The organism is Geodermatophilus sp. SMS 5-13, from assembly GCF_059428245.1.
In genome coordinates this window covers 1,964,256-1,982,781 of the sequence record NZ_CP165729.1, presented here as the reverse complement: position 1 = coordinate 1,982,781, position 18,526 = coordinate 1,964,256, and the positions used below count along the sequence as shown (strand labels likewise).

Sequence of the window (18,526 nt, the reverse complement as noted above, 5' to 3'; positions counted from 1 at the left end):
TCACCGGGCGGCCACCGCGTCCGCGGCCCGGGCGAGGATGCCCTTGTCCCCCTCCTCCCAGGTGACGGTCAGCGTCACCGCGCTGATCAGCCACCCGCCGTCCGCGGGGACGAGCCGGTGCACGTAGTGCCCGCCGAGGGTGTAGCGCGCCCCGTCGAGGAAGTGGTCGGCGCGCATCGACGTCCGCACGCGGACGGCGTCGCCGTCCGGCTGAAGCCACGCGTTGACCAGCACGTGCTGGGTGGCGTCCAGGCCGGGGAACAGCCGGCGGGCCCGGTCGACCCAGTCGTCGGCGGCCATCCGGCTGAGCGAGCCGGGCCGGTAGGAGGTGTAGTCGACGTCGATCTCGTCGGTGAACACCGAGCGGTAGAGCGGCCAGTCGCGGCCGTCGATGCCGTGGGCGAACCGGGCCAGGACGTCGAGGACGGCGGCGCGGTCCTCGGCCGACGGCCCGGTGGTCACCGCGCCGCCGCCAGCAGCGGCTCCAGGCGCTTCGGCAGCGCCGCCCACGCCTCGGGCGAGTCGACCGCGCCGTCGAAGTTGGCGTCCACGATCACCTGCGCGATCCCGGCCTCCCGGGCCCGGCCGACGTCGGCGGCGAGCTCGTCGACCGACAGCGGGCGGAGCCCCCGGACCGGCACGGGCGGCACGGTGTACACCCGCGAGTAGATCTCCAGCGGCGGGCGGTCGGCGGGCCGGCGCTCCCGCAGCTGGGCCGCCGTGGCCAGGATGTCCTCCAGAGCGCCGGACGCGGGGTTCCAGATGTCGAACCGCTCGGCGGTGCGCCGCAGGCCGGCCTCCGAGCGCATGCCCGAGAGCAGCCGCGGGCGCGGTCGCTGCAGCGGCTTCGGGCGGACGTCCGAGGTCGGGATGTCGAAGAACTCGCCTGTGAAGCGCACGGGGTCCGGGCCCCAGCACGCCTCCAGGGCGTCGAGCATCTCGTCGAGCCGCCGGCCGCGGGTCCGGGGGTCGACCTCGGCCTGCCGGTGCTCGTCGTCGGACCAGCCGACGCTGAAGCCGACGACCAGCCGGCCGCCCGAGAGCAGGTCCAGCGTGGCCAGCCGCTGGGCCAGCTGCACCGGCCGGTGGTAGCCGGCGACCAGCACGCTGGTGCCGATCTCCGCCCGGGTGGACCACGCCGCCGCCATGGCCAGCGTCTCCAGCGCGGACAGCGTCGTCCGGTAGGCCTCGGGGACGGCGAGGCCCGGCCGGGCGGCGTACCCGGAGACCGGTTCGTGCGGGTAGAACATGTGCTCCTGCACCCACAGGCCGCCGTACCCCAGCTCCTCGGCGTTCTCCACGAACGAGCGCAGCGCGTCCCGGGTCACGTGCCCGCCGAGCTGCGGCAGGCACAGGCCGACGGTGGTCACGGGACCTCGGCCGGGACGGCGTCGATCCGCACCGTGCCCGCGGTGCCGTCGACGGTGAGCAGCATGCCGTCGGCGAGCAGCGACGTCGCCCCGGTGACCGACAGGACGCAGGGCAGGCCGACCTCGCGGGAGACGACGACGGCGTGGCTGTTGAGCGCGCCCATGTCGACGACGACCGCGCCGGCCACGAGGAACAGCGGCGTCCACGCGGCGTCGGTCAGCGGCGCCACCATCACCTCACCGGGCTCGAGCGCCGCCGCCGCGGCCAGGTCGCGCACCACCCGGGCGTGGCCGGTGTAGGTGCCGGCGCTGCCGCCCACGCCGGTGAGCACGGTGCCCTCCGCGGCCGTGGCCTCGGGTGGCCGCGAGCGCCGCTTCCACTCCGACAGCGGCGGCAGCTCGTCGGCGATGATGAACGGCGGCTCGAGGTCGAACAGGGACTGGTAGCCCGCCAGCCGCTCGCGGATCACCTCCGTGAACGAGCCGGGGTCGGCCACGTAGGCGTCGAGCTCGTCGGCGAGCAGCATCGTGACGTCCTCGGGCTCGGACAGCCGCCCGGCGGCGACCCCGCGCCGGCCGAGCTCGCGCACGGCCAGCCGCACCTCGTTGATGACGACGGCGCTGTTGGCCTTGGTCTGCTCCCGCAGCGGGATGGTGTCCTTCGCCGACCGCAGCGCGACCTCGAGCGTGCCGAGCGCCTCCTCGTCACCGGCGAGCAGGGTGCGCAGCTCGTCGGAGACGGCCTGCCGGCGCGCGGACAGCCGGGCGGCGCGCGCCTGCGGCGAGCCGTCGTCGGGCGAGGCGCGCAGCGAGTCGACGTGGGCCAGCGCCTGCAGCGGGTCGGCGTCCCACGAGCGCGCCCGGATGTCCCACTCGTTGGGCCCGCGCATGCCGTACTCGGCGAGGAACTCCGCGAACGCCGTCTGGAAGCCCGCCAGGTCGCCCTCCGCACCCGCCACCAGGGCGCGCGCGACCGCGGCAGGCCCCTCGTCGAACAGCGCGGTCAGCTGCGCCGAGCCGCGGACCAGCCGGGACAGCTCCCACAGGCCCACGCTCGGCGAGGCCGACTCGACGTCCCCGAGCCCGGAGATGAGCTCGAGCAGCAGGTCGGGGCGGCCGACCTTCGCGCACAGCTGCGCGAGCATCGCCTGCCCGACCGTGGACGCCAGCGACGAGTAGTCGTGCCGCGCGAAGGCGTTGTCGAGCTCGCCGAGGAACGAGCGGGCGTAGCCCACCAGCTCGGCCTCGGACATCGCGGCGAGGTCGGGCCGGTCGGCGCGCAGCTCGCGCACCCGCCGGCTGTCCTCGTCGATCTCCGGGAACTCGGTGCGCCCGAGGATCTCGCCGATCGTCCGCGCGGACTTGGCGCTGCACGCCTCGTTCAGGTCGTCCGGGTGCGGCCGGTACGGCGGGGCGTCCGGGTGCGAGCCGAGCAGGGCGGCGTCGAACTGCTCCACCGTCTGCCCCATGCGCAGGCCCATGAGCCGCATGTGCGACAGGTTCAGGTAGAAGTAGCCGCCGAACAGGCCGGCGACCGGCGGCGGGTCCTCGGGCAGCTCCCCCTCGGCGTAGACGCCGAAGTCGACGAAGCCCTTCAGCCACCCGATGAGCAGGCCCTGCTCGAACACCAGCGTCCAGCCCAGCGGGCTGCACGGGTCGGGCAGCACCTCACCGGCGTTGGCCCGGGTGTAGTACGGCAGGCGCTCCCAGCGGTGCGAGTCGGTGATCCAGCGGTCCATGCCCTCGTCCACCAGCCCCGGGCTCACCAGGGGGAGGTTCCGCCGTCGACGTTGATCATCGTGCCGGTGACGCCGCCGCCGGGCTCGCTGCACAGCCAGACGGCGCAGGCGGCGACCTCCTCGACGGTGTTCAGCCGCTTGATCATCGACTCGTTCGCGTAGCTCTGCAGGAAGTCCTCGTAGGTGATCCCGGACTGCTGCGCCACCAGCGGCCCGACCTCCATCATCAGGTCGGTCTCGATCGCGCCCGGGCAGATCGCGTTGCAGGTGATCCCCTGCTGCGCGTACTCGTAGGCGGTCGCCTTGGTCAGGCCGTTCATCGCGTGCTTGTTGGTGATGTAGTGGCTGACCATCGGCTTGTTGGCCATCTTGCTCTCGACCGAGGACATGTTGATGATCCGGCCCCAGTTGTTCTCGAGCATGTAGCGCAGCGCCCGGCGGGTGCCCCAGAAGGTCGCGTTGAGGTTCCAGTTCAGCGCCTGCTGCCAGGCCTCGTCGGACAGGTCGCCGACCAGCGCCCAGCCGGACGTGCCGCCGGCGTTGTTCACGATGATGTCGAGCCGGCCGTAGCGGTCGTAGGCGAAGTCCACCAGCGCCTCCACCTGGTCCTGCCGGGTCGCGTCGCAGGGGAAGAAGTCGGCACGGTCACCGGCGCCCATCTCGGCGAGGGCCTTGCGACCCTTCTCCTCGGTCCGGCCGCTCACGACGACGCCCAGGGCGCCCTCGGCGAGGAACGCCTCGGCGATGCCGCGGCCGATGCTGCGCGTGCTCTGGGTGAGGACCGCCACCCGGCCCTCCAGCCTGCCCCGCCGGTCGCCGGCCGGGTGCGGGGCGACGTCCTCGATCTCCTCGATGTCCGTGGTTCCGCCAGCGCTCATGACAGCTGCTCCTTGATGGCACGGTGGAAGTGCTGCACCCCGGGCTCGTTGCGCCCGAAGACGAACTCCTGGTCGGCCATGGCCGCCAGCCCCCGCTGCACGCCGAACCCGGCGCCGTAGTCCTCGTCGAGGACGACGTCGTGGAACCAGTCCCGGGTGTGGTCGGCGTTCTTGCGCTCCTCGTCGTCCAGCGGCTCGCGACGGAGCAGGATGTGCTGCTCGGTCTTCGAGCTGTCCCAGGTCCGCCCCGGGAAGACGAACGACACCGCGACCTGCTCGCGCCAGCCGCCGGCGATGGCCAGCCCCGGGAAGAGCCAGTAGATGGCGCCGACGCAGCGGCGCGGGTCCCAGCTGTCCGGCGGGGTGTCGACCGCCTCGGCGATCGGCCGCAGCGCGAACGCGTTGCGCTGGTGCGGCCCCCAGGAGTCGAAGGCGGCCATGTTCGACAGGTTGGTGCGGAACACGGTGGTGCGGTGCAGCGAGGCGAAGTGGTAGCCCTCGAGGTAGCCGTCGACGACCACCTTCCAGTTCGGGCCCTCGAGCATCCGCGTCGAGTGGTGGTAGCAGCCGGCGAGGTCCAGCGCCTCGAGCAGCTCGACCAGCGCCGGCTCGAGCCATGCGTCCAGGTCCAGCTCCCCGCCGGGGGTCAGGCAGACGAACACGATGCCGGCCCGCTCGGCGACCGGCAGCCGGCGCAGCCCCATGTCGCCCTTCTCGACCGGGCCGAAGGTCTCCTCGCCGTAGACGCCCAGCAGGCAGCCGGCCAGGTCGTAGGACCAGGCGTGGTACGGGCAGGTGAAGCGGCGGGCGTGCCCGGCCCCCTCGGGCACGAGCTCGGCGCCGCGGTGGCGGCAGGAGTTGACCAGCGCGGTGAGCTCACCGTCGCGGCCGCGGGTCACGATGATCGGGGTGCCGACGACGTCGAGCGCCTTGTACGAGCCGGGGGTGGGCAGCTCGCAGGACAGCGCCACCGGCAGCGGCTTGGTGCGGTGAATCGCCTGCACCTCGCGCTCCCACAGCTCGGGGTCGCGGTAGTTGCGCACCGGCTCGCGCCACTGCGACTCGACCATGTCCGTCGTGGTCGCGCGGTAGTGCTCGACCAGGCGCGCCATGACGTCGAAGGCGTCCTTGCGGACCGCCGGGGAGGTGAAGTCGATGCCGGACACGTAGCGCGGGACGGCGGTCATGGGCCGGTCTCTTTCCTCTCAGGTCGCCGCAGCGGGAGCGGACGCGGACCCCATCGGGCGGGAGGCCGCGACGGTGTGGTGGGTCATCTCGCGGCCGGTCCTGGTCAGGCCCGAGATGGCGGAGCGCAGGTCCTGCACGTGCGGCAGCGTGAGGTGCTCGGTGAGCGCCGCGTCGCTGGTCCAGTGCTCGAAGACCCGGATCCGGCCGGGGAGGTCCGGGTCCGGGGTGAACGCGTAGTCGATGCAGCCGGGCTCCTCGCGGCTCTTCGCCACGACGCCGGCGAACGCGCGCAGCGCCGCCTCCCGGTCCGCCGGTTCGAAGTCCATCCAGCCGGCGACGATGACCGCGGGACCGTCCTGAGATGCCACGCTGACCGCCCTTCCCGTCAGGCGTCCAGCATCTGCTGCACGACCTGGTGGAAGTGCGTGATCTTGCATTCGTGGTCGTTGAAGCGGTTCTTCTCGTACGCGGAGGAGTGCTTGGTGGCGCCGACCTCCTGGTAGATCTCCACGTCCTCGGCCACGACGTCCTTCAGCCGGTTCCAGTGCTTGTTGACCCCGGCGAGGTACTCCTCGTCGCCCTCCGGGTCGTACTGCAGCTCCCACGTCTCGAAGCGGGTGCGGTCGACCGCGAGCGGCACCGCGCGGAAGAGCTGGATGTGGTTCGGGTTGTTGTTGAACACCGCGGTCGGGAAGACCGTGTAGTGGCAGATGGCCAGGCTCTGGTGGTCGCGGGTCTCCTTGAGCCGGGGCAGCACGCCCTTGTAGGGGACGATCATCATCCCGTGCGGGCCCCAGTGGAAGAAGGTGCTCTCGCGGCCGTCCTTGGCGTCCTGTGCGGGGACCTTGTGCAGCGCCGGGGCGTGGTAGTTCTCGTTGAAGCCGTCGATGACGACCTTCCAGTTGACCGGCAGCTCCCACACCAGCTTCTCGACGAGGATCATGTCCTCCATCCGGTAGGCGCCGAGGTCACCCACCAGTTCCTCGCCCAGGTACTCCACCAGCGGCGGGGCCACCCCGGGGCCGGCGAGGACCGCCCACACCCAGCCGCCCCACTCGTCGCACTCGACCGCCGGGGCCGCGAGCCCCTCGAGCTGGGACGTCGCGAAGTCCTCGCGGTCGGGGACGCCGAGCACGTTGCCCTCGAAGTCGTAGGTCCAGTTGTGCCAGCGGCAGGTGAACCGGCGGGCGCCGCAGCCGGACTCCTTCACGATGCGGGCGCCGCGGTGCATGCAGACGTTGTGGAACCCGGCGACGCCGCCGTCGCGCCGGCGGGTGACCACGATCGTCTCGCCGTGGCCCTCCCAGACGACGTGGTCGCCGGCGTTCGGGATCTCCGAGGAGCGGCAGACGATCTGCCAGGTGCGGTTGAGGACCTTCTTGCGCTCCTGCTCGTAGCGCTGCGGGTCCAGGTACACCGACGCGGGCAGCTCCGACGGCTCGGCGTCCGGGGGCAGCAGCGGCACGCCGGGGCCGTGCCGGTAGGGCAGGTCGCCTCGGGTGGGGACGAAGACCACGGAACCCTCCGGAAGACGGGGTGACAGGGCTACTGCGGCCGCTGTGACCTGGGGCACGATCCGCGGCCGACGATTCCCGAAAGCGGAGTCGGTGTCAAGTAAGTCGGCGGGGCCGCTCCTCGTCGATGAGCCGCCGCACGAGCTGCTCCGCGCGCACCGAGGCGGCGTCCGCCGCGGCGTGCACGCGGCGTCCCGGGCCGTCCCGGTCCACCGTCTGCTGGATCGCTTCCAGCAGCGGCTCGTCCTCCTCCATCGTGCGCTCGTGGATCCGGCGCAGGGTGTCGTCCACCTCGCGGTCGCCGAGGGCGTAGTCGCGCGCCGCCCACCAGTGCACCCGGGTGGCGCCGGGGTCGATCGGCGTGAACGCGCGGACGAACACCGAGCGCAGCACGACGCCGTCCGCCTCGATGCGCATGTGGTCGACGTGCATGGCCGGCGAGACGAAGATGCCGGACTCGTGCTGCACGGCCCGGGTGTCCGGGGGCAGCCCGGTGGCCGCGCTCTGCCAGGCGGCCAGCGGCGCGGCCGGGAAGGTGCGGGCGTAGGAGACCGAGGTCTCGGTGACCTCGATCTCGAGCGGGGGCGGCCCCTCGAGGTAGCCGCGGTGCGAGGTGTCGGGGTGCACGTACGCGAAGTGCGTGCGGTCGAGCGCGTTCTCGTGCAGCAGCTGGTAGCCGGCGGCCACCGTGCGGCTGCCGCCGAGGACCGACCACGCGGCGTCGTCCAGCCACGGCGCCCGCGGGGGCGCGGCGGTGCCGGCCCGGCGGGGGTCGCCCAGCCAGACCCAGACCAGCCGGCCCTCCTCGCGCACGGGGTGGCCGGCCACCGCCGCCCCGTAGGGCACGTGCTCCTGCGACGGCACGAGCACGCAGGCGCCGGTGCGGTCGTAGGTGAAGCCGTGGTAGCGGCAGACCACCTTGTCGTCGACGAGGCGGCCCATCGACAGCGGCAGCGCCCGGTGGGCGCAGCGGTCCTCGAGCGCGACCACGCCGCCGTCGCTCGCGCGGTAGAGCACCACCTGCCGGCCCAGCAGCCGCCGGCTGGTCAGCTCGGCCCCGACCTCGTCGGCGGTGGCGGCGAGGTACCAGCAGTCGAACGGGTAGTCGGCCGCGGGCTCCCTGCCGCTGCCCGGGCCGGTCACAGGTCCAGCACCAGACGCGGGGAGTTCGAACGCGAGACGCAGATCATCATGTAGTCGCCCGCCTCCTTCTCCTCCTCGCTGAGCAGCGAGTCGCGATGATCCGGGGAGCCTTCCACGACGGCGGTCTCGCAGGTGCCGCAGACGCCCTCGAGGCACGACGACAGCGCGTTCACGCCCGCCTCCTGCACGACGTCGAGGATCGAGCGGTCCGGCGGCACGGTGACCGTGATCCCCGAGCGCTGGCAGACCACCTCGAAGCCGGTCGCGGCGGCGCCCTCGGCCACCGGCTTGGCGGCGAAGCGCTCGACGTGCAGGCTGCCCGCCGGCCAGGCCGCGCAGCGCTGCTCGACCGCCTGCAGCAGCCCCTCGGGCCCGCACGCGTACACCAGGGTGTCCCGCTGGGGCTCGAGGATCGTGGCCAGGTCGAGCAGCCCGTGCTCGTCCTCGGGCCGCAGCACGACGCGCTCGCCGTAGGCCGCCAGCTCGTCGCGGAACGCCATCGAGCCCGACCGGCGGCCGCCGTAGAACAGCGTCCAGTCCGCCCCCGTGGCCTCCGCCTGCGCCACCATCGGCAGGATCGGGGTGATCCCGATGCCCCCGGCGATGAAGACGTAGCGCTCCGAGGCCACGAGCGGGAAGTGGTTGCGCGGTCCCCGCACCGGCAGCCGGGCGCCGGCCTCCAGCCGTTCGTGGACGAAGCGGGAGCCGCCGCGGCCGCCCTCGTCGAGCAGCACGCCCAGCCGCCAGCGGCCGCGGTCGGCGGGCGAGCCGGACAGCGAGTACTGGCGGGTCAGGTCCGGGGAGAGCACGAGGTCGACGTGCGCGCCCGGCGTCCACCCCGGGAGGTCCTGGCCGTCGGGGTGCTCGAGGACGAGGCTCACGACGCCGTCCGCGACCTGCGTCCGCTCGGCGACCACGAGCTCGTCGACGTGCTCGGAGTAGATCGTGGCCATGGCCGTGGTCGGCTCGGCCGCGGTCATGGGCCGTCCCCCTCGTTACTCGACTGCGAGCACAGAAAGTGTCGCCCGAGTGTGGTCGCGGGCACGATCGGCGTCAACCGGACCACCTGGCACGTCCGGCCGCCGACCCCCAGAATGAGCGCCGACGACGGCGCCGGCGGAAGGTGCGACGTGGACGAACGGATCGCGCTCGTCGAGGCCCTGTTCGCCGCGTGGTCCAGCGGCGACCCGGACGCGCCTCGGCCCTACCTCACCGAGGACGCCGTCCTCGACGACGTCATCGGCGGCGTGTACCGCGGGTGGCCGGCGATCCGCGCCTACTTCGCCCGCGGCCTGGCCAGCTGGCCCGACCTCCGGCTGGTGCCGACCGGCGAGTGGTGGAGCCGGGACGACGGACTCGCCTTCACCTGGGTCATGTCGGCGACCGTGTCCGACGACCGCTTCGGCCCGGGGACGGCGGGGCGCCGGTGGCAGGCGCCGGGCATGAGCTACGTCGTCCTCGACGGCGACCGCGTCCGGCTCGAGGTCGACTACCACGACGGCGGCTCCCGGGCCCGCTCCCTGCAGACGCCCGGTTCCTGACGAAGGGGGACTTCCGTGACCAGCGAGAACGAGCAGATGCCGGCCGAGGCCCGCGTGGCGCCGACCGCCGAGGCCGCGGAGGCGGGCGCGGTCCCGCTGATGAACGAGGAGGTGCCCGTCCCCCGCGGCGCGACCGGCCCGTCGTACGAGGCGGTCTCGGCCGCGGAGGCCGCCGCCGAGCAGGCCCACCAGCCTCCGGCCGAGATGCGGGTGGCGCCGCTCGTCGAGCCCACGGTCGAGGTCGACGCGGGCGCCCACCTCCCGCCGGAGGCGGCGATCATCCCGGTGACGCACACCGAGGGCGAGGACCCCGCCCGCTGACCCGCCCCGCCTCCGGGTCGAGGCGCAGCCCGGTGACGATGTGCGGAAGCGGCGCGTTTCCGGCCGGGACGTGCGCCGTGGACGCACAGCGTCGGCCATCCCGCCCGGTGACTCCCCGGGTCAGCCGCCCAGGACCGCCGGGTTGCCGTCGGTCCACCAGGTCTCCAGCCGCCGGCGGGTGAACCGCCAGCCGTCGGGGGTGCGCGACACCTGGTCGGTGTAGCGGCCGGCGATGACGTACAGGTCGCCCCCGGGCGTGCCGGCCTTCACGTGCTGGGCGTGCAGGTAGCACTGCGCCGTCGCGGCGTCGCCGTCCACCTCGACCTGGACGTTGCCGATCAGGTGGTGGCTGCGGTCCAGCGGGACGAGCGCGCCCTGGCACGCCTGCTCGATCGCCGGGTAGCCCTCGAACCCGCCCAGCCCCTCGTACTCGGTCACCGCGTCCTCGGTGAAGCAGGTGCGCAGCAGCGACCAGTCGCGATCGTCGAGCGCGGTGCCGTAGCGGTAGCTGAGCTGGGTGATGTCGCGCTCGTCGAGCAGCCGTTGCAGGACCGCGTCCATGGACCTCTCCTCCTCCTGGCGGCCGGGCGGCTGTCGTCGTCAACGGGGGGACGGCGCGACCAGGTCGGCCAGCCGCCGCAGGAACCGGGCGTGCACCGCGGTGCCGATCGCGAGCAGGTTCGGCGTCGAGGCGACGCCGTCGCGGAACAGCCGCAGCGCGGTCAGGTTGGCGCAGGCGCCCTTGAACTGGTTGAACGCCTCCCATGCGTGCCAGTCGGCCGGCTCGAGCCGGATGCCGGTGATCCGCTCGATGCGGTCGAACCAGGCCTCGGGCGGCCCGAGCTTGCGACCGCGGATGATCGCCAGGTACGCCCAGTCCTCCGCGGCGTCGCCGTGGTGCACGAACTCCCAGTCGGTCAGCGCCACGATCCGGCCGTCCTGCGACAGGAAGTTGCCCGGACCGGGGTCGCCGTGCACGACCACGGTCCGGCCGGTCGGGCGCAGGTGCGCCCGCAGCCACGCCGCGGCCTCGTCGAGCAGCGGCACCGGCTCGGGGACCGACGACCGGTAGACGTCCTCCCACCGGTCGATCTGCCCGGCGACCGCGGCCTGCGGCTCCGGCACCGGCCCGAGCGCGGCCGAGACGACCGCCGGGTCGCCCTCGTGGATGGCGTGCAGGGCGGCGACGAACGCGTCGAGCACCTCGTCGTCCACCGCGTTGCGGCCCGGCACGAGCTCCATGACGAAGAAGGGCCGGCCGAGCACCTCGGGGCCCTCGATCCACCGGACCGGCGGAACCGGGAGATCCGCCTCGGCCAGCGCCCGCATGGCGCCGGCCTCCAGGGTGCCGTCGGTGCCGAACGTGCCGCCCTGCTCGATCCGCACCATGTAGCCCGCCGGGCCCTGCGGGGTGGTCAGCTCGATCCGCAGCATCCGGCGGCTGTGGCCGCCGGAGACGACGATGGCGCGGTCCACCTCCACCGGCCCCGCGTGGACCTCGGCGAACCAGCGGGTCAGCCGGTCCAGCTCGTCGGCCGGCACGCCGCGCTCCACCGGCTCGACGTCGGTGGCCGGGTGGCCGCTGAAGGTCTCCAGCAGCGGGGCGGCGACCCGGATGTCCTCGTCGAGCTGGTCGAGCAGCACCGCCCGCACGGGCGCCGCGGGCCCGTCCGACGAGGGTGCGCCGACCGCCCGGACGAGGACCTCCGACGCCTGCCGCAGCGCCGCGCCGAGGTCCGGCTCGGCTGCGGGCGTGCCGAGCGCCTCGAACAGCCGCCGGGCCCTCCCCTCCGGGTCGGCGGCGGGACGGGCGGCGGCGTAGCGGGCCAGGCCGGTCAGCTGCACGGCAGTGTCGAGGGCGTGCCCGGGCGGCAGCGCCGGGGCGAGGACGTCGCCGATCGTCGCGGCCACGGCCCGCCACAGGACGGCGTCGTCCACCGGCCGGTCGCTCACCGGCGCAGCCCGTCGGCGACCTCGGCCTCGTAGGCCAGGTCGAAGCCGGAGCCCCAGAGCGGATCGGCGATGGCGCCGTCGGTCTCGGCGAGGGGGGAGGCGCAGAACCACGCGTAGGTCTCGGCCATGCCGGTGCGGAAGTCCCGCTCGGGCGGCAGCCCGAGCAGCCGCTGCGCCTTCTCGGTGCTCACGATCCCGTGGTGGCGCGCGGCGAACAGGTGGCTGAACGGCAGCTTCTGCAGTCCGGCGAGGGCGTCGTCGGGCACGGGGACGACGTCCGCCTCGGCGCCGGCCACCTCGGCCGCCGTCGCCACGTACTGCGCCGCCGTCACCCCCTGCCCGCTGAGGTTGAACACCTCCCCCACCGCGGCCGGGTGCCGGCCGAGCGCGAGCAGGCCGGCGCACAGCTCGTCGACGTGCCCGTAGGAGGTGGCCACCAGCCCCTGGTGCGGCAGCAGGATCGGCAGGCCGCGGCGGAGGCGGGTGAACATCGCCGCCTCCATGTCGTAGATGTTGTTGGTCGGGCCGTAGATGGCCGCCGGCCGCCCGACCGTCGCGGGGAAGCCGCGCTCGCGCGCGGCGTCGAGCAGCACCCGCTCGGCGTAGACCTTGAAGCCGCCGTAGGTGGTCGGCGGCTCGTCGCGCACCGGCTGGTCCTCCGTCCACGGGAAGAACCCGCTGGGCCGGTAGGCCATGATCGAGGAGACGAACACGTACCGGCCGGTGCGGCCGTCGAGCAGCCGCACCAGGTCCTCGAACGAGGAGCCGCCGGCCGCCATGACGAACCCGGACACGTCGTAGACGGCGTCCCACTCCGTCCCCCCCAGGACGGCGCGCATCGCGTCGGGGTCCTTGCGGTCGGCGACCAGCTGACCGACCCCGGGTGGCGGCGCGGACCGGCCGCGGTTGAGCAGGGTGACCTCCGCGCCGTCTCGCCGCAGGTGTTCGACCAGCCGGCCGCCGACGAAGCTCGATCCACCCAGCACGAGAGTGCTCACCGGCACCTCCCCCTCCATTGGCCCAGAACGCGCGACGACCCCCGGGGCGGGACCAGACTGCCCCCATGACGACGCCCCCAGGCGGCCGGCTGACCCGCGCCGACGAGTGGCCCCGCCACCAGGTGGCCCGCACCTTCGACTCCGTCGCCAGCGACTCGCCGCACTGGAGCGACGGCTACTACTTCACGGCCTCGGACGACGCGGGGACCGCGTCGCTGTACACGGCGATCCGGCTGTACGCGAACAACGACGTGATGGACGGGTACGCCTGCGTCGGGATCGACGGCCGCCAGCACAACCTGCGCTGGTCGCGCCGGCTGCGCCCGGCGATCGACGACCTGGCCGTCGGCCCCCTGCGGGTGGAGGTGCTCGAGCCGCTGGAGCGGCTGCGCACCACCTGCGCGCCCAACGAGCACGGCATCGCCTACGACCTGACCTGGTCCGGCCTGCACGAGCCCTATCTGGAGGGGTACGTGGACCGCTGGGCCGCCGGCCGGCTGACCGCGCAGCGCTGCAACTACGACCAGTGCTGCGACGTCTCGGGCTGGCTGGAGGTCGACGGCCGGCGGCTGGAGGTCACGCCCGACCGGTGGGTCGGTGTGCGCGACCACTCCTGGGGCATCGGCCGCACCGGGGGGCCGGCCTCCCCCGCCGCCGCTCCCCTGCCGGCCGGCGTCGGGCAGCGGACCTTCGCGGTGCGGCAGTGGTCGATGGTGCGCCTGCCTGAGCGCGTCCTCTTCTGGCAGCTGCAACAGGAGGCCGACGGCTCCTACGGGATGTTCGAGAGCCGGGTGCTGCCCCGCACGCCCGGCGCGGAGCCGTGGTCCTACAGCGAGCCGGCGGAGCTCGAGCTCCGGCTGGTGCCCGGCCACCGCCGGCTGCGCTCCGGCACGATCGCGCTGCGCCGGCCGGACGGGGACGTCGACCGGTTCGCGTACACCGTCGTGGGCACCCCGGTCTACCTGCAGGGCGGCGGCTACTGGCAGGGCTTCGACGACGGCCTCGGCCGCGGGGTCTACCGCGGCGACGACCACGGCGAGGGCGAGGTCTGGGACGTCTCCTCCCCCAGCGCCGTCCACGATCCGAAGGGCCTCTTCCGCGCCCGGCCCGACGCGTGGGCCGAGCACTTCGCGACCTTCGAGAACCTCGACGACCCGGCCGAGCGCGGCACGGGGCACCTGGAGTGCGTGATCGCCGGGGCGCACCCCGACCTGGGCTGAGCTCACGGCGTCCCCTGGCGCGGCGGGAAGCCGTCCGGCCCGACCGGCGCGCCGGTCCCCCGGTCCTCGGCGCCCTGGTGGAACAGCGCGACCTCCATCGGCATCGGCTCCCCGCGCGGGGTGCGCCGGGTCCACTCGTGCACGACCACCCGGTGCGCGATGCCCCACCGGCCGTCGCGGCGGCCGTAGCGGTCGGCGTAGCGGCCCCACCAGGAGTCGAGCACCGGCGTCCCGTCGTCGGCGGTGCGCAGCAGGTGCGCCAGCACGTAGGCCTCCCCGCGGGCGTCGTCCGGCCCGTCGAGCTCGACCAGGTGGTTGAGGACGCAGTGCATCGTGGCCTCGTACCGGCGGTGCGAGGCGATCACCCGGTCGCAGAAGGCGGCGGCGTCCCCGACGACGACGCCGTGGTCGTCGACCGCCCCCGGCAGGTAGGCGCCGCGCAGCAGGTCGGCGTCGAGGCGGTCCACGCCCCGGCAGGCGCGCAGCACCACCTGCCGGATCTCCTCGATCGCGACCAGCCGCTCGACCGGATCCACGGCGACGGAGGCGCTCGGCCGGGTCACCGCTCGTTCGGGACGATGACGGCGCGGCCCTGCAGGGTGCCGTCGGCCATCTGGCGGTAGGCGTCCATGGCGTCGTCGAGCGGGAACGTCGTGATCTCCGGGGTGAGGTGGCCGGCCGCGGCCAGTTCGAGGACCTCCGCCAGCTCGGGCCGGGAGCCCCAGACCGTCGACTGGACGCTGGCCTCGTACGGCATCGTGTAGAAGCTGACCGGCAGCACGCCGCCCGCGGCGCCGATGATCGTCAGGTCGCCGACGTTGCGCACGACGCTGCTGCCCAGCGCCAGGGTCGCCTCCGCGCCCACGAAGTCGAGCACCACGTCGGCGCCCTTGCCCTTGGTCGCCTCGCGGACCTGCGCCGCGGTGTCCTCCCCGGAGACGAACGTGGCCTCGGCGCCGCACTTCTCCGCCAGCCGCAGCGCGTCCTCCTTCACGTCGACGGCGAGCACGCGGGTCGCGGTCAGGGCCTTGAGGACCTGCACGCCGAGGTGGCCCAGCCCGCCCACGCCGATGACCACGGCCGTGCTGCCGGGCAGCAGCTTGGCCAGCGAGCGCCGGACGGCGTGGTAGGGGGTGAGGGCCGCGTCGGTGAGCGGCGCCGCCTGCACCGGGTCCAGCCCGTCCGGCAGGGGGAACAGGAACCGGGCCTCGGGCACCAGCATGTACTCCGCCATGCCGCCGTCCGCACCGAGGCCGCCGCCCCCGCCGGGCACGAGGGCACGCGCCGGGTCCTCGCAGTAGATCTCCGCCCCGGCGCTGCAGCGGGCGCAGGAGCCGCAGCCCCACGGGCCGTAGACCGCGACCGGCTCGCCGACCTCGAAGCCGGTCACGCCCGCCCCGACCTGGTGCACCCAGCCGGCGTTCTCGTGGCCGAGGGTGAACGGCAGCTGGAAGGGCACCATCCCCTCCGCGTAGTCGTGCATGACGTGCAGGTCGGAGTGGCAGGCCCCGGCGCCGCCCACCCGGATCACGACCTGCCCGGGGCCGGCCTCCGGTTCCGGGACGTCGACCAGCTCGGGGTCGGACTGCCACCTGGTCTGGCGAAGTGCGCGCATGTGCCTGCCTCCTGGGGCGGCGGGAGCGGACCGAGGCGATGGGAGTTACTCGATTCCGGACCCAGAAACTCCTCGCGCGTCGGAGTGTGCTGTGCATCACCCCGGCCGTCAACCGGTCGCCCGGGTCAGCGCGCGGTCGGCGCGGCCGACGGCGCGGCCGCCCACATCTTGGCGCTGTCGAAGCCGATCCGGCGCTCGGGGACGATCTCCAGGACGACCCGCCCCGGCGAGTCGAGGTGGGCGGCGAAGGAGGCCGCCTTCTCGGGGTCGTCCGGCCGCAGCCGGGCGGCGAACGCCGGGTAGAACCAGGCCTTGGTGTCGTCGTCGTCGTGGACGACGCAGCTGCCCTTGTAGGTGAGCGACTTGCTCACGGTGATGCCGGACCCCTTCGAGGTGATCGCGATGCTCACCCGAGGGTCGCGGCGCACCGCGGCGATCCGCGGCCGGCCGGCGGTGGCGGTGAGCCAGAAGCGGCCGTCGCGGGCGAGATAGTTCATGACCACGCCCATCGGGTGGCCGTCCTTGCCCAGCCAGATGAAGGTGCACTCGGTCTGCCGCTCCAGCAGCTCGGCCTCCTGCTGCTCCTCCAGGGTGTACGAGCGGACGTCCTCCCAGTCGCGGGCCGTGTCGCCCTGCATCGGGTCACCGGACATCGGGGGTCTCCCTCCAGACGCGTGAGCGGAGTCTTGCGCTAACTGGAGACGGTGTCTAGTTTCTGGCCCCGAGCCGGTCGCTGGAGAAGGGGATGCCCGATGCCCGACGCCCTGCAGGAGCTGCTCGACAAGGTCGCGATCTCGGAACTGCTGGCGCGCTACTCCACCGCGCTCGACACGCGGGACTGGGACCTCCTCCGGGAGGTCTTCGCGCCCGACGCGGTCTGCGACTACGGCTCGCTCGGCAACCCGCACGGCGTCGAGGCGATCACCGACCTGGTCCGCGGCACCATCGCCGACCTCGACGCGACCCAGCACCTCGTGGGCAACGTCGTCGTGGAGGTGCGCGGCGACGAGGCGACCGCCGACTGCTACCTGATCTCGCAGCACATCCGGAGCGGCACACCCGGCGGCGACCACTACTTCCTCGGCGGCCGGTACAGCGACCGCGTCGTCCGGACGCCGTCGGGCTGGCGGATCGCGCACCGCACGCTGCACCGCATGTGGGCCAGCGGCAACCGCGACGTCGTCCGCCGGCCCACCGAGGCAGCGGGAGGGGACCCGGCCGTCTGACGCGGCCGGATCCCCTCCCGTCCCGTCAGGTGAGCGCGGGCTCCGGCACGCTGATCACCGTCACCCGGCCGGTCGACCCGTCGACCTCCACCTCGGCACCGGTGGGGATCCGCCGGGTCGCGTTCGTGACGCCGGCGGCGCACGGGATGCCCAGCTCGCGGCTGACGATCATCGCGTGGCTGCCCATGGCGCCCACGTCGACGACCACCGCGGCCGACACCATGAACAGCGGCGTCCACGACGGGTCGGTCTGCGGCGCGATGAGCACCTCCCCAGGCTGGAAGTCGGAGATGGCCGCCGTGTCGTGGATGACGCGGGCGATGCCCCGGGCCACCCCGGCCGACGCCGGGCCGCCCTGCAGGACGTCGCCGGCCTTGGCCACCTCGACCTCGACCTCCGTCCTCCGCGGGATGTCCGCCAGCGCGGGCACCCCCTTGCGGGAGTCCAGGAAGGTCGGGATGTCCAGGCCGGCGAGCTCGTGCCACCTCCGCTCCCGCTCGGCCAGTCGCTCCTTGAGCGCCTCCGGCTCGGCGACGAGGATGTCGAGCTCGTCGTCGGTGGCCATGAACAGCTGCTGCGGGCTCTCCAGGTGCCCGTCGGCGTGCAGCCGCCGGGCCACCTCGGTGAGTGCCATCCGCGCCTCGTGCAGCACCTTGATGCAGTTGGTCTTGGCCCGCTCGCGCCAGGCGCCGAACTTCCGGGCCGAGCTGACCGCGAGCTCGAAGGTCGCCAGCGCCTCGGCGTTGTCGCCGAGGATCTCCAGCGCCCTCGCGGTGGCCTCCGTGCGCTCCCGCTCCTGGTCGCCCTGCCGGCTGGCCGGCGAGGCCTCGTCCCCGAGGGTGCGCAGCCGGTCGACCAGGCCGAGGGCGAGCTCGGGCCGGGTCTCCCACGAGTCGGCGCCGATGTCCCACTCGCTCGGGCCGCGGTAGCCGAAGTCGCGCAGGAAGCGGTGGAACTGGGCGAGGAACTCCGCGTGCCCGCCGTCCAGCCGGTCCAGCAGGCCCGGCACGCCCTCGTCGAACACCTTCATCAGCCCGGCGTCGGCGCGCACCGTCCGGGACAGGTCCCACAGCGCGAACGACGGCGCCGCCGAGTCGACGTCCCCGGCCTGCCCGATCACCTTCACGATCAGCGACGGGTCGGCCTGGCCGAGCAGCTGGCCGAGCACGGCCGGGCCGGTCGCCGCCTGGTTGCTGCCGATGGTCTCGCTGCGCCAGCAGAGCCGCTCGAACGGCATGAGCGAGCGCGCGTACATCACCAACGCGGCCGGCGACATCGCGGCGAGGTCCGGCCGGTTGGCGCGGACGCGCTCGGCGATCTCCCGCTCCTCCTCCAGCTCGGGGAAGGTCGTGGTGGTCAGCGCCCACTGGGTGCGCGCGCCCATCTTGGCGCTGAGCTCGTCGTTGACGTCGTCCGGGCGCTCGTCGTGCGGCGGGGAGTCGGCGCTGAAGAAGGCGGCGTCGATCGCCTGCCAGCCGATGCCGGCGCGGATGCCGACCACCCGGACGTTGGACTGGTTGATGTACAGGTAGCCGTAGAAGAACCCGGCGACGGGGGCCATGTCCTCCTGGGCCAGCTCCGTCGGGGTGAAGGCGTCGAGCGCGACGTAGCCGGCCGCCCAGCCCGGGATGATGTGCGGGATCCAGCAGAAGCTGGCACCCAGCGGCGTGATCGGGTCGGGCAGCACGTCGTTGGCGTTGAGCCGCGTGTACACCGGGAACCGCTCGCTCGGAACGGTGTCGATCAGCCAGCCGTGCTGCTCTGACATCGACGACGGTCCTTCCTGTTCGGCGGGCGAGGCCCGCGGCTGTGACCCGGCT

General features: G+C 73.8%; 19 protein-coding genes and 1 pseudogene. 4 read left to right on the top strand and 16 right to left on the bottom strand.

All coding sequences use genetic code 11. The features are described 5' to 3' along the window. From AB3388_RS09665 to AB3388_RS09625, 9 genes and pseudogenes are all read right to left on the bottom strand, one after another. Window positions 1-462: a nuclear transport factor 2 family protein gene (locus tag AB3388_RS09665; protein ID WP_495410551.1), complete on the bottom strand. Its 462-nt coding sequence runs from the start codon at window positions 460-462 to the stop codon at window positions 1-3. Then, on the bottom strand, window positions 459-1,370 hold the full coding sequence (locus AB3388_RS09660; RefSeq protein ID WP_495410550.1) for a TIGR03619 family F420-dependent LLM class oxidoreductase: 912 nt from the start codon (window positions 1,368-1,370) through the stop codon (window positions 459-461). Before AB3388_RS09660 ends, AB3388_RS09665 begins: the two co-directional genes overlap by 4 nt. After that, a complete protein-coding gene (locus tag AB3388_RS09655; protein WP_495410549.1) occupies window positions 1,367-3,136 on the bottom strand; it encodes a PEP-utilizing enzyme in 1,770 nt (589 codons plus the stop codon). Before AB3388_RS09655 ends, AB3388_RS09660 begins: the two co-directional genes overlap by 4 nt. Further along, complete coding sequence (locus tag AB3388_RS09650) at window positions 3,133-3,987, bottom strand: SDR family NAD(P)-dependent oxidoreductase (RefSeq protein WP_495410548.1); 855 nt, start codon at window positions 3,985-3,987, stop codon at window positions 3,133-3,135. The genes AB3388_RS09655 and AB3388_RS09650 overlap by 4 nt, the downstream gene beginning before the upstream one ends. Further along, on the bottom strand, window positions 3,984-5,174 hold the full coding sequence (locus AB3388_RS09645) for an aromatic ring-hydroxylating oxygenase subunit alpha (RefSeq protein WP_495410547.1): 1,191 nt from the start codon (window positions 5,172-5,174) through the stop codon (window positions 3,984-3,986). Before AB3388_RS09645 ends, AB3388_RS09650 begins: the two co-directional genes overlap by 4 nt. Window positions 5,175-5,192: 18 nt before the next feature. Further along, window positions 5,193-5,543 (bottom strand): putative quinol monooxygenase, encoded by a 351-nt coding sequence (locus AB3388_RS09640; RefSeq protein WP_495410546.1) that lies wholly within the window; start codon window positions 5,541-5,543, stop codon window positions 5,193-5,195. Window positions 5,544-5,560: 17 nt separating this feature from the next. Next, a complete protein-coding gene (locus AB3388_RS09635) occupies window positions 5,561-6,691 on the bottom strand; it encodes an aromatic ring-hydroxylating oxygenase subunit alpha (protein ID WP_495410545.1) in 1,131 nt (376 codons plus the stop codon). Between the two features lie 94 nt (window positions 6,692-6,785). Then, window positions 6,786-7,832, bottom strand: a complete 1,047-nt coding sequence (locus AB3388_RS09630; protein WP_495410544.1) for a Rieske 2Fe-2S domain-containing protein — start codon at window positions 7,830-7,832, stop codon at window positions 6,786-6,788. After that, window positions 7,829-8,824, bottom strand: a pseudogene (locus tag AB3388_RS09625) (PDR/VanB family oxidoreductase); the annotation flags it as partial. The gene AB3388_RS09630 and the pseudogene AB3388_RS09625, both read right to left, overlap by 4 nt. Window positions 8,825-8,962: 138 nt before the next feature. Here AB3388_RS09625 and AB3388_RS09620 point away from each other — a divergent pair. Together AB3388_RS09620 and AB3388_RS09615 are read left to right on the top strand one after the other, a co-directional pair. Continuing rightward, a complete protein-coding gene (locus AB3388_RS09620) occupies window positions 8,963-9,373 on the top strand; it encodes a nuclear transport factor 2 family protein (protein ID WP_495410543.1) in 411 nt (136 codons plus the stop codon). 15 nt (window positions 9,374-9,388) lie between these two features. Then, window positions 9,389-9,694 (top strand): hypothetical protein, encoded by a 306-nt coding sequence (locus tag AB3388_RS09615; protein ID WP_495410542.1) that lies wholly within the window; start codon window positions 9,389-9,391, stop codon window positions 9,692-9,694. Between the two features lie 120 nt (window positions 9,695-9,814). On the opposite strand, the gene AB3388_RS09610 is transcribed toward AB3388_RS09615, so the two are convergent. The 3 genes from AB3388_RS09610 to AB3388_RS09600 are packed head-to-tail and all read right to left on the bottom strand — an operon-like array spanning window position 9,815 to window position 12,645. Beyond that, window positions 9,815-10,255, bottom strand: a complete 441-nt coding sequence (locus AB3388_RS09610) for a nuclear transport factor 2 family protein (protein WP_495410541.1) — start codon at window positions 10,253-10,255, stop codon at window positions 9,815-9,817. A 39-nt stretch (window positions 10,256-10,294) separates the two neighbouring features. Continuing rightward, window positions 10,295-11,647, bottom strand: coding sequence for a phosphotransferase family protein (locus AB3388_RS09605; protein WP_495410540.1), 1,353 nt, complete (start codon window positions 11,645-11,647; stop codon window positions 10,295-10,297). After that, complete coding sequence (locus AB3388_RS09600) at window positions 11,644-12,645, bottom strand: NAD-dependent epimerase/dehydratase family protein (protein WP_495410539.1); 1,002 nt, start codon at window positions 12,643-12,645, stop codon at window positions 11,644-11,646. Before AB3388_RS09600 ends, AB3388_RS09605 begins: the two co-directional genes overlap by 4 nt. 65 nt (window positions 12,646-12,710) lie before the next feature. Between AB3388_RS09600 and AB3388_RS09595 the strand changes: the two genes are divergently transcribed. After that, window positions 12,711-13,865, top strand: coding sequence for an Rv3169 family protein (locus AB3388_RS09595; RefSeq protein ID WP_495410538.1), 1,155 nt, complete (start codon window positions 12,711-12,713; stop codon window positions 13,863-13,865). A gap of 2 nt (window positions 13,866-13,867) precedes the next feature. Here the strand turns inward: AB3388_RS09595 and AB3388_RS09590 are convergent, their stop codons facing one another. The 3 genes from AB3388_RS09590 to AB3388_RS09580 form a co-directional block, all read right to left on the bottom strand. Then, a complete protein-coding gene (locus AB3388_RS09590) occupies window positions 13,868-14,428 on the bottom strand; it encodes a nuclear transport factor 2 family protein (protein ID WP_495410537.1) in 561 nt (186 codons plus the stop codon). After that, on the bottom strand, window positions 14,425-15,480 hold the full coding sequence (locus AB3388_RS09585; RefSeq protein WP_495410536.1) for an NAD(P)-dependent alcohol dehydrogenase: 1,056 nt from the start codon (window positions 15,478-15,480) through the stop codon (window positions 14,425-14,427). The genes AB3388_RS09590 and AB3388_RS09585 overlap by 4 nt, the downstream gene beginning before the upstream one ends. A 125-nt stretch (window positions 15,481-15,605) precedes the next feature. Beyond that, complete coding sequence (locus AB3388_RS09580) at window positions 15,606-16,133, bottom strand: pyridoxamine 5'-phosphate oxidase family protein (RefSeq protein ID WP_495410535.1); 528 nt, start codon at window positions 16,131-16,133, stop codon at window positions 15,606-15,608. A gap of 99 nt (window positions 16,134-16,232) precedes the next feature. Between AB3388_RS09580 and AB3388_RS09575 the strand changes: the two genes are divergently transcribed. After that, on the top strand, window positions 16,233-16,706 hold the full coding sequence (locus AB3388_RS09575) for a nuclear transport factor 2 family protein (RefSeq protein WP_495410534.1): 474 nt from the start codon (window positions 16,233-16,235) through the stop codon (window positions 16,704-16,706). 25 nt (window positions 16,707-16,731) lie between these two features. On the opposite strand, the gene AB3388_RS09570 is transcribed toward AB3388_RS09575, so the two are convergent. Beyond that, window positions 16,732-18,474: a PEP-utilizing enzyme gene (locus AB3388_RS09570; protein ID WP_495410533.1), complete on the bottom strand. Its 1,743-nt coding sequence runs from the start codon at window positions 18,472-18,474 to the stop codon at window positions 16,732-16,734. Window positions 18,475-18,526 lie beyond the last annotated feature (52 nt).

What these genes read in the sequence shown, in the direction of transcription:
- AB3388_RS09575 (WP_495410534.1), top strand. Translation starts at nt 16,233, where the DNA reads ATGCCCGACGCCCTGCAGGAGCTGCTCGACAAGGTCGCGATCTCGGAA.
- AB3388_RS09570 (WP_495410533.1), bottom strand. Translation starts at nt 18,474, where the DNA reads ATGTCAGAGCAGCACGGCTGGCTGATCGACACCGTTCCGAGCGAGCGG.
- AB3388_RS09650 (WP_495410548.1), bottom strand. Translation starts at nt 3,987, where the DNA reads ATGAGCGCTGGCGGAACCACGGACATCGAGGAGATCGAGGACGTCGCC.
- AB3388_RS09645 (WP_495410547.1), bottom strand. Translation starts at nt 5,174, where the DNA reads ATGACCGCCGTCCCGCGCTACGTGTCCGGCATCGACTTCACCTCCCCG.
- AB3388_RS09585 (WP_495410536.1), bottom strand. Translation starts at nt 15,480, where the DNA reads ATGCGCGCACTTCGCCAGACCAGGTGGCAGTCCGACCCCGAGCTGGTC.
- AB3388_RS09610 (WP_495410541.1), bottom strand. Translation starts at nt 10,255, where the DNA reads ATGGACGCGGTCCTGCAACGGCTGCTCGACGAGCGCGACATCACCCAG.
- AB3388_RS09595 (WP_495410538.1), top strand. Translation starts at nt 12,711, where the DNA reads ATGACGACGCCCCCAGGCGGCCGGCTGACCCGCGCCGACGAGTGGCCC.
- AB3388_RS09580 (WP_495410535.1), bottom strand. Translation starts at nt 16,133, where the DNA reads ATGTCCGGTGACCCGATGCAGGGCGACACGGCCCGCGACTGGGAGGAC.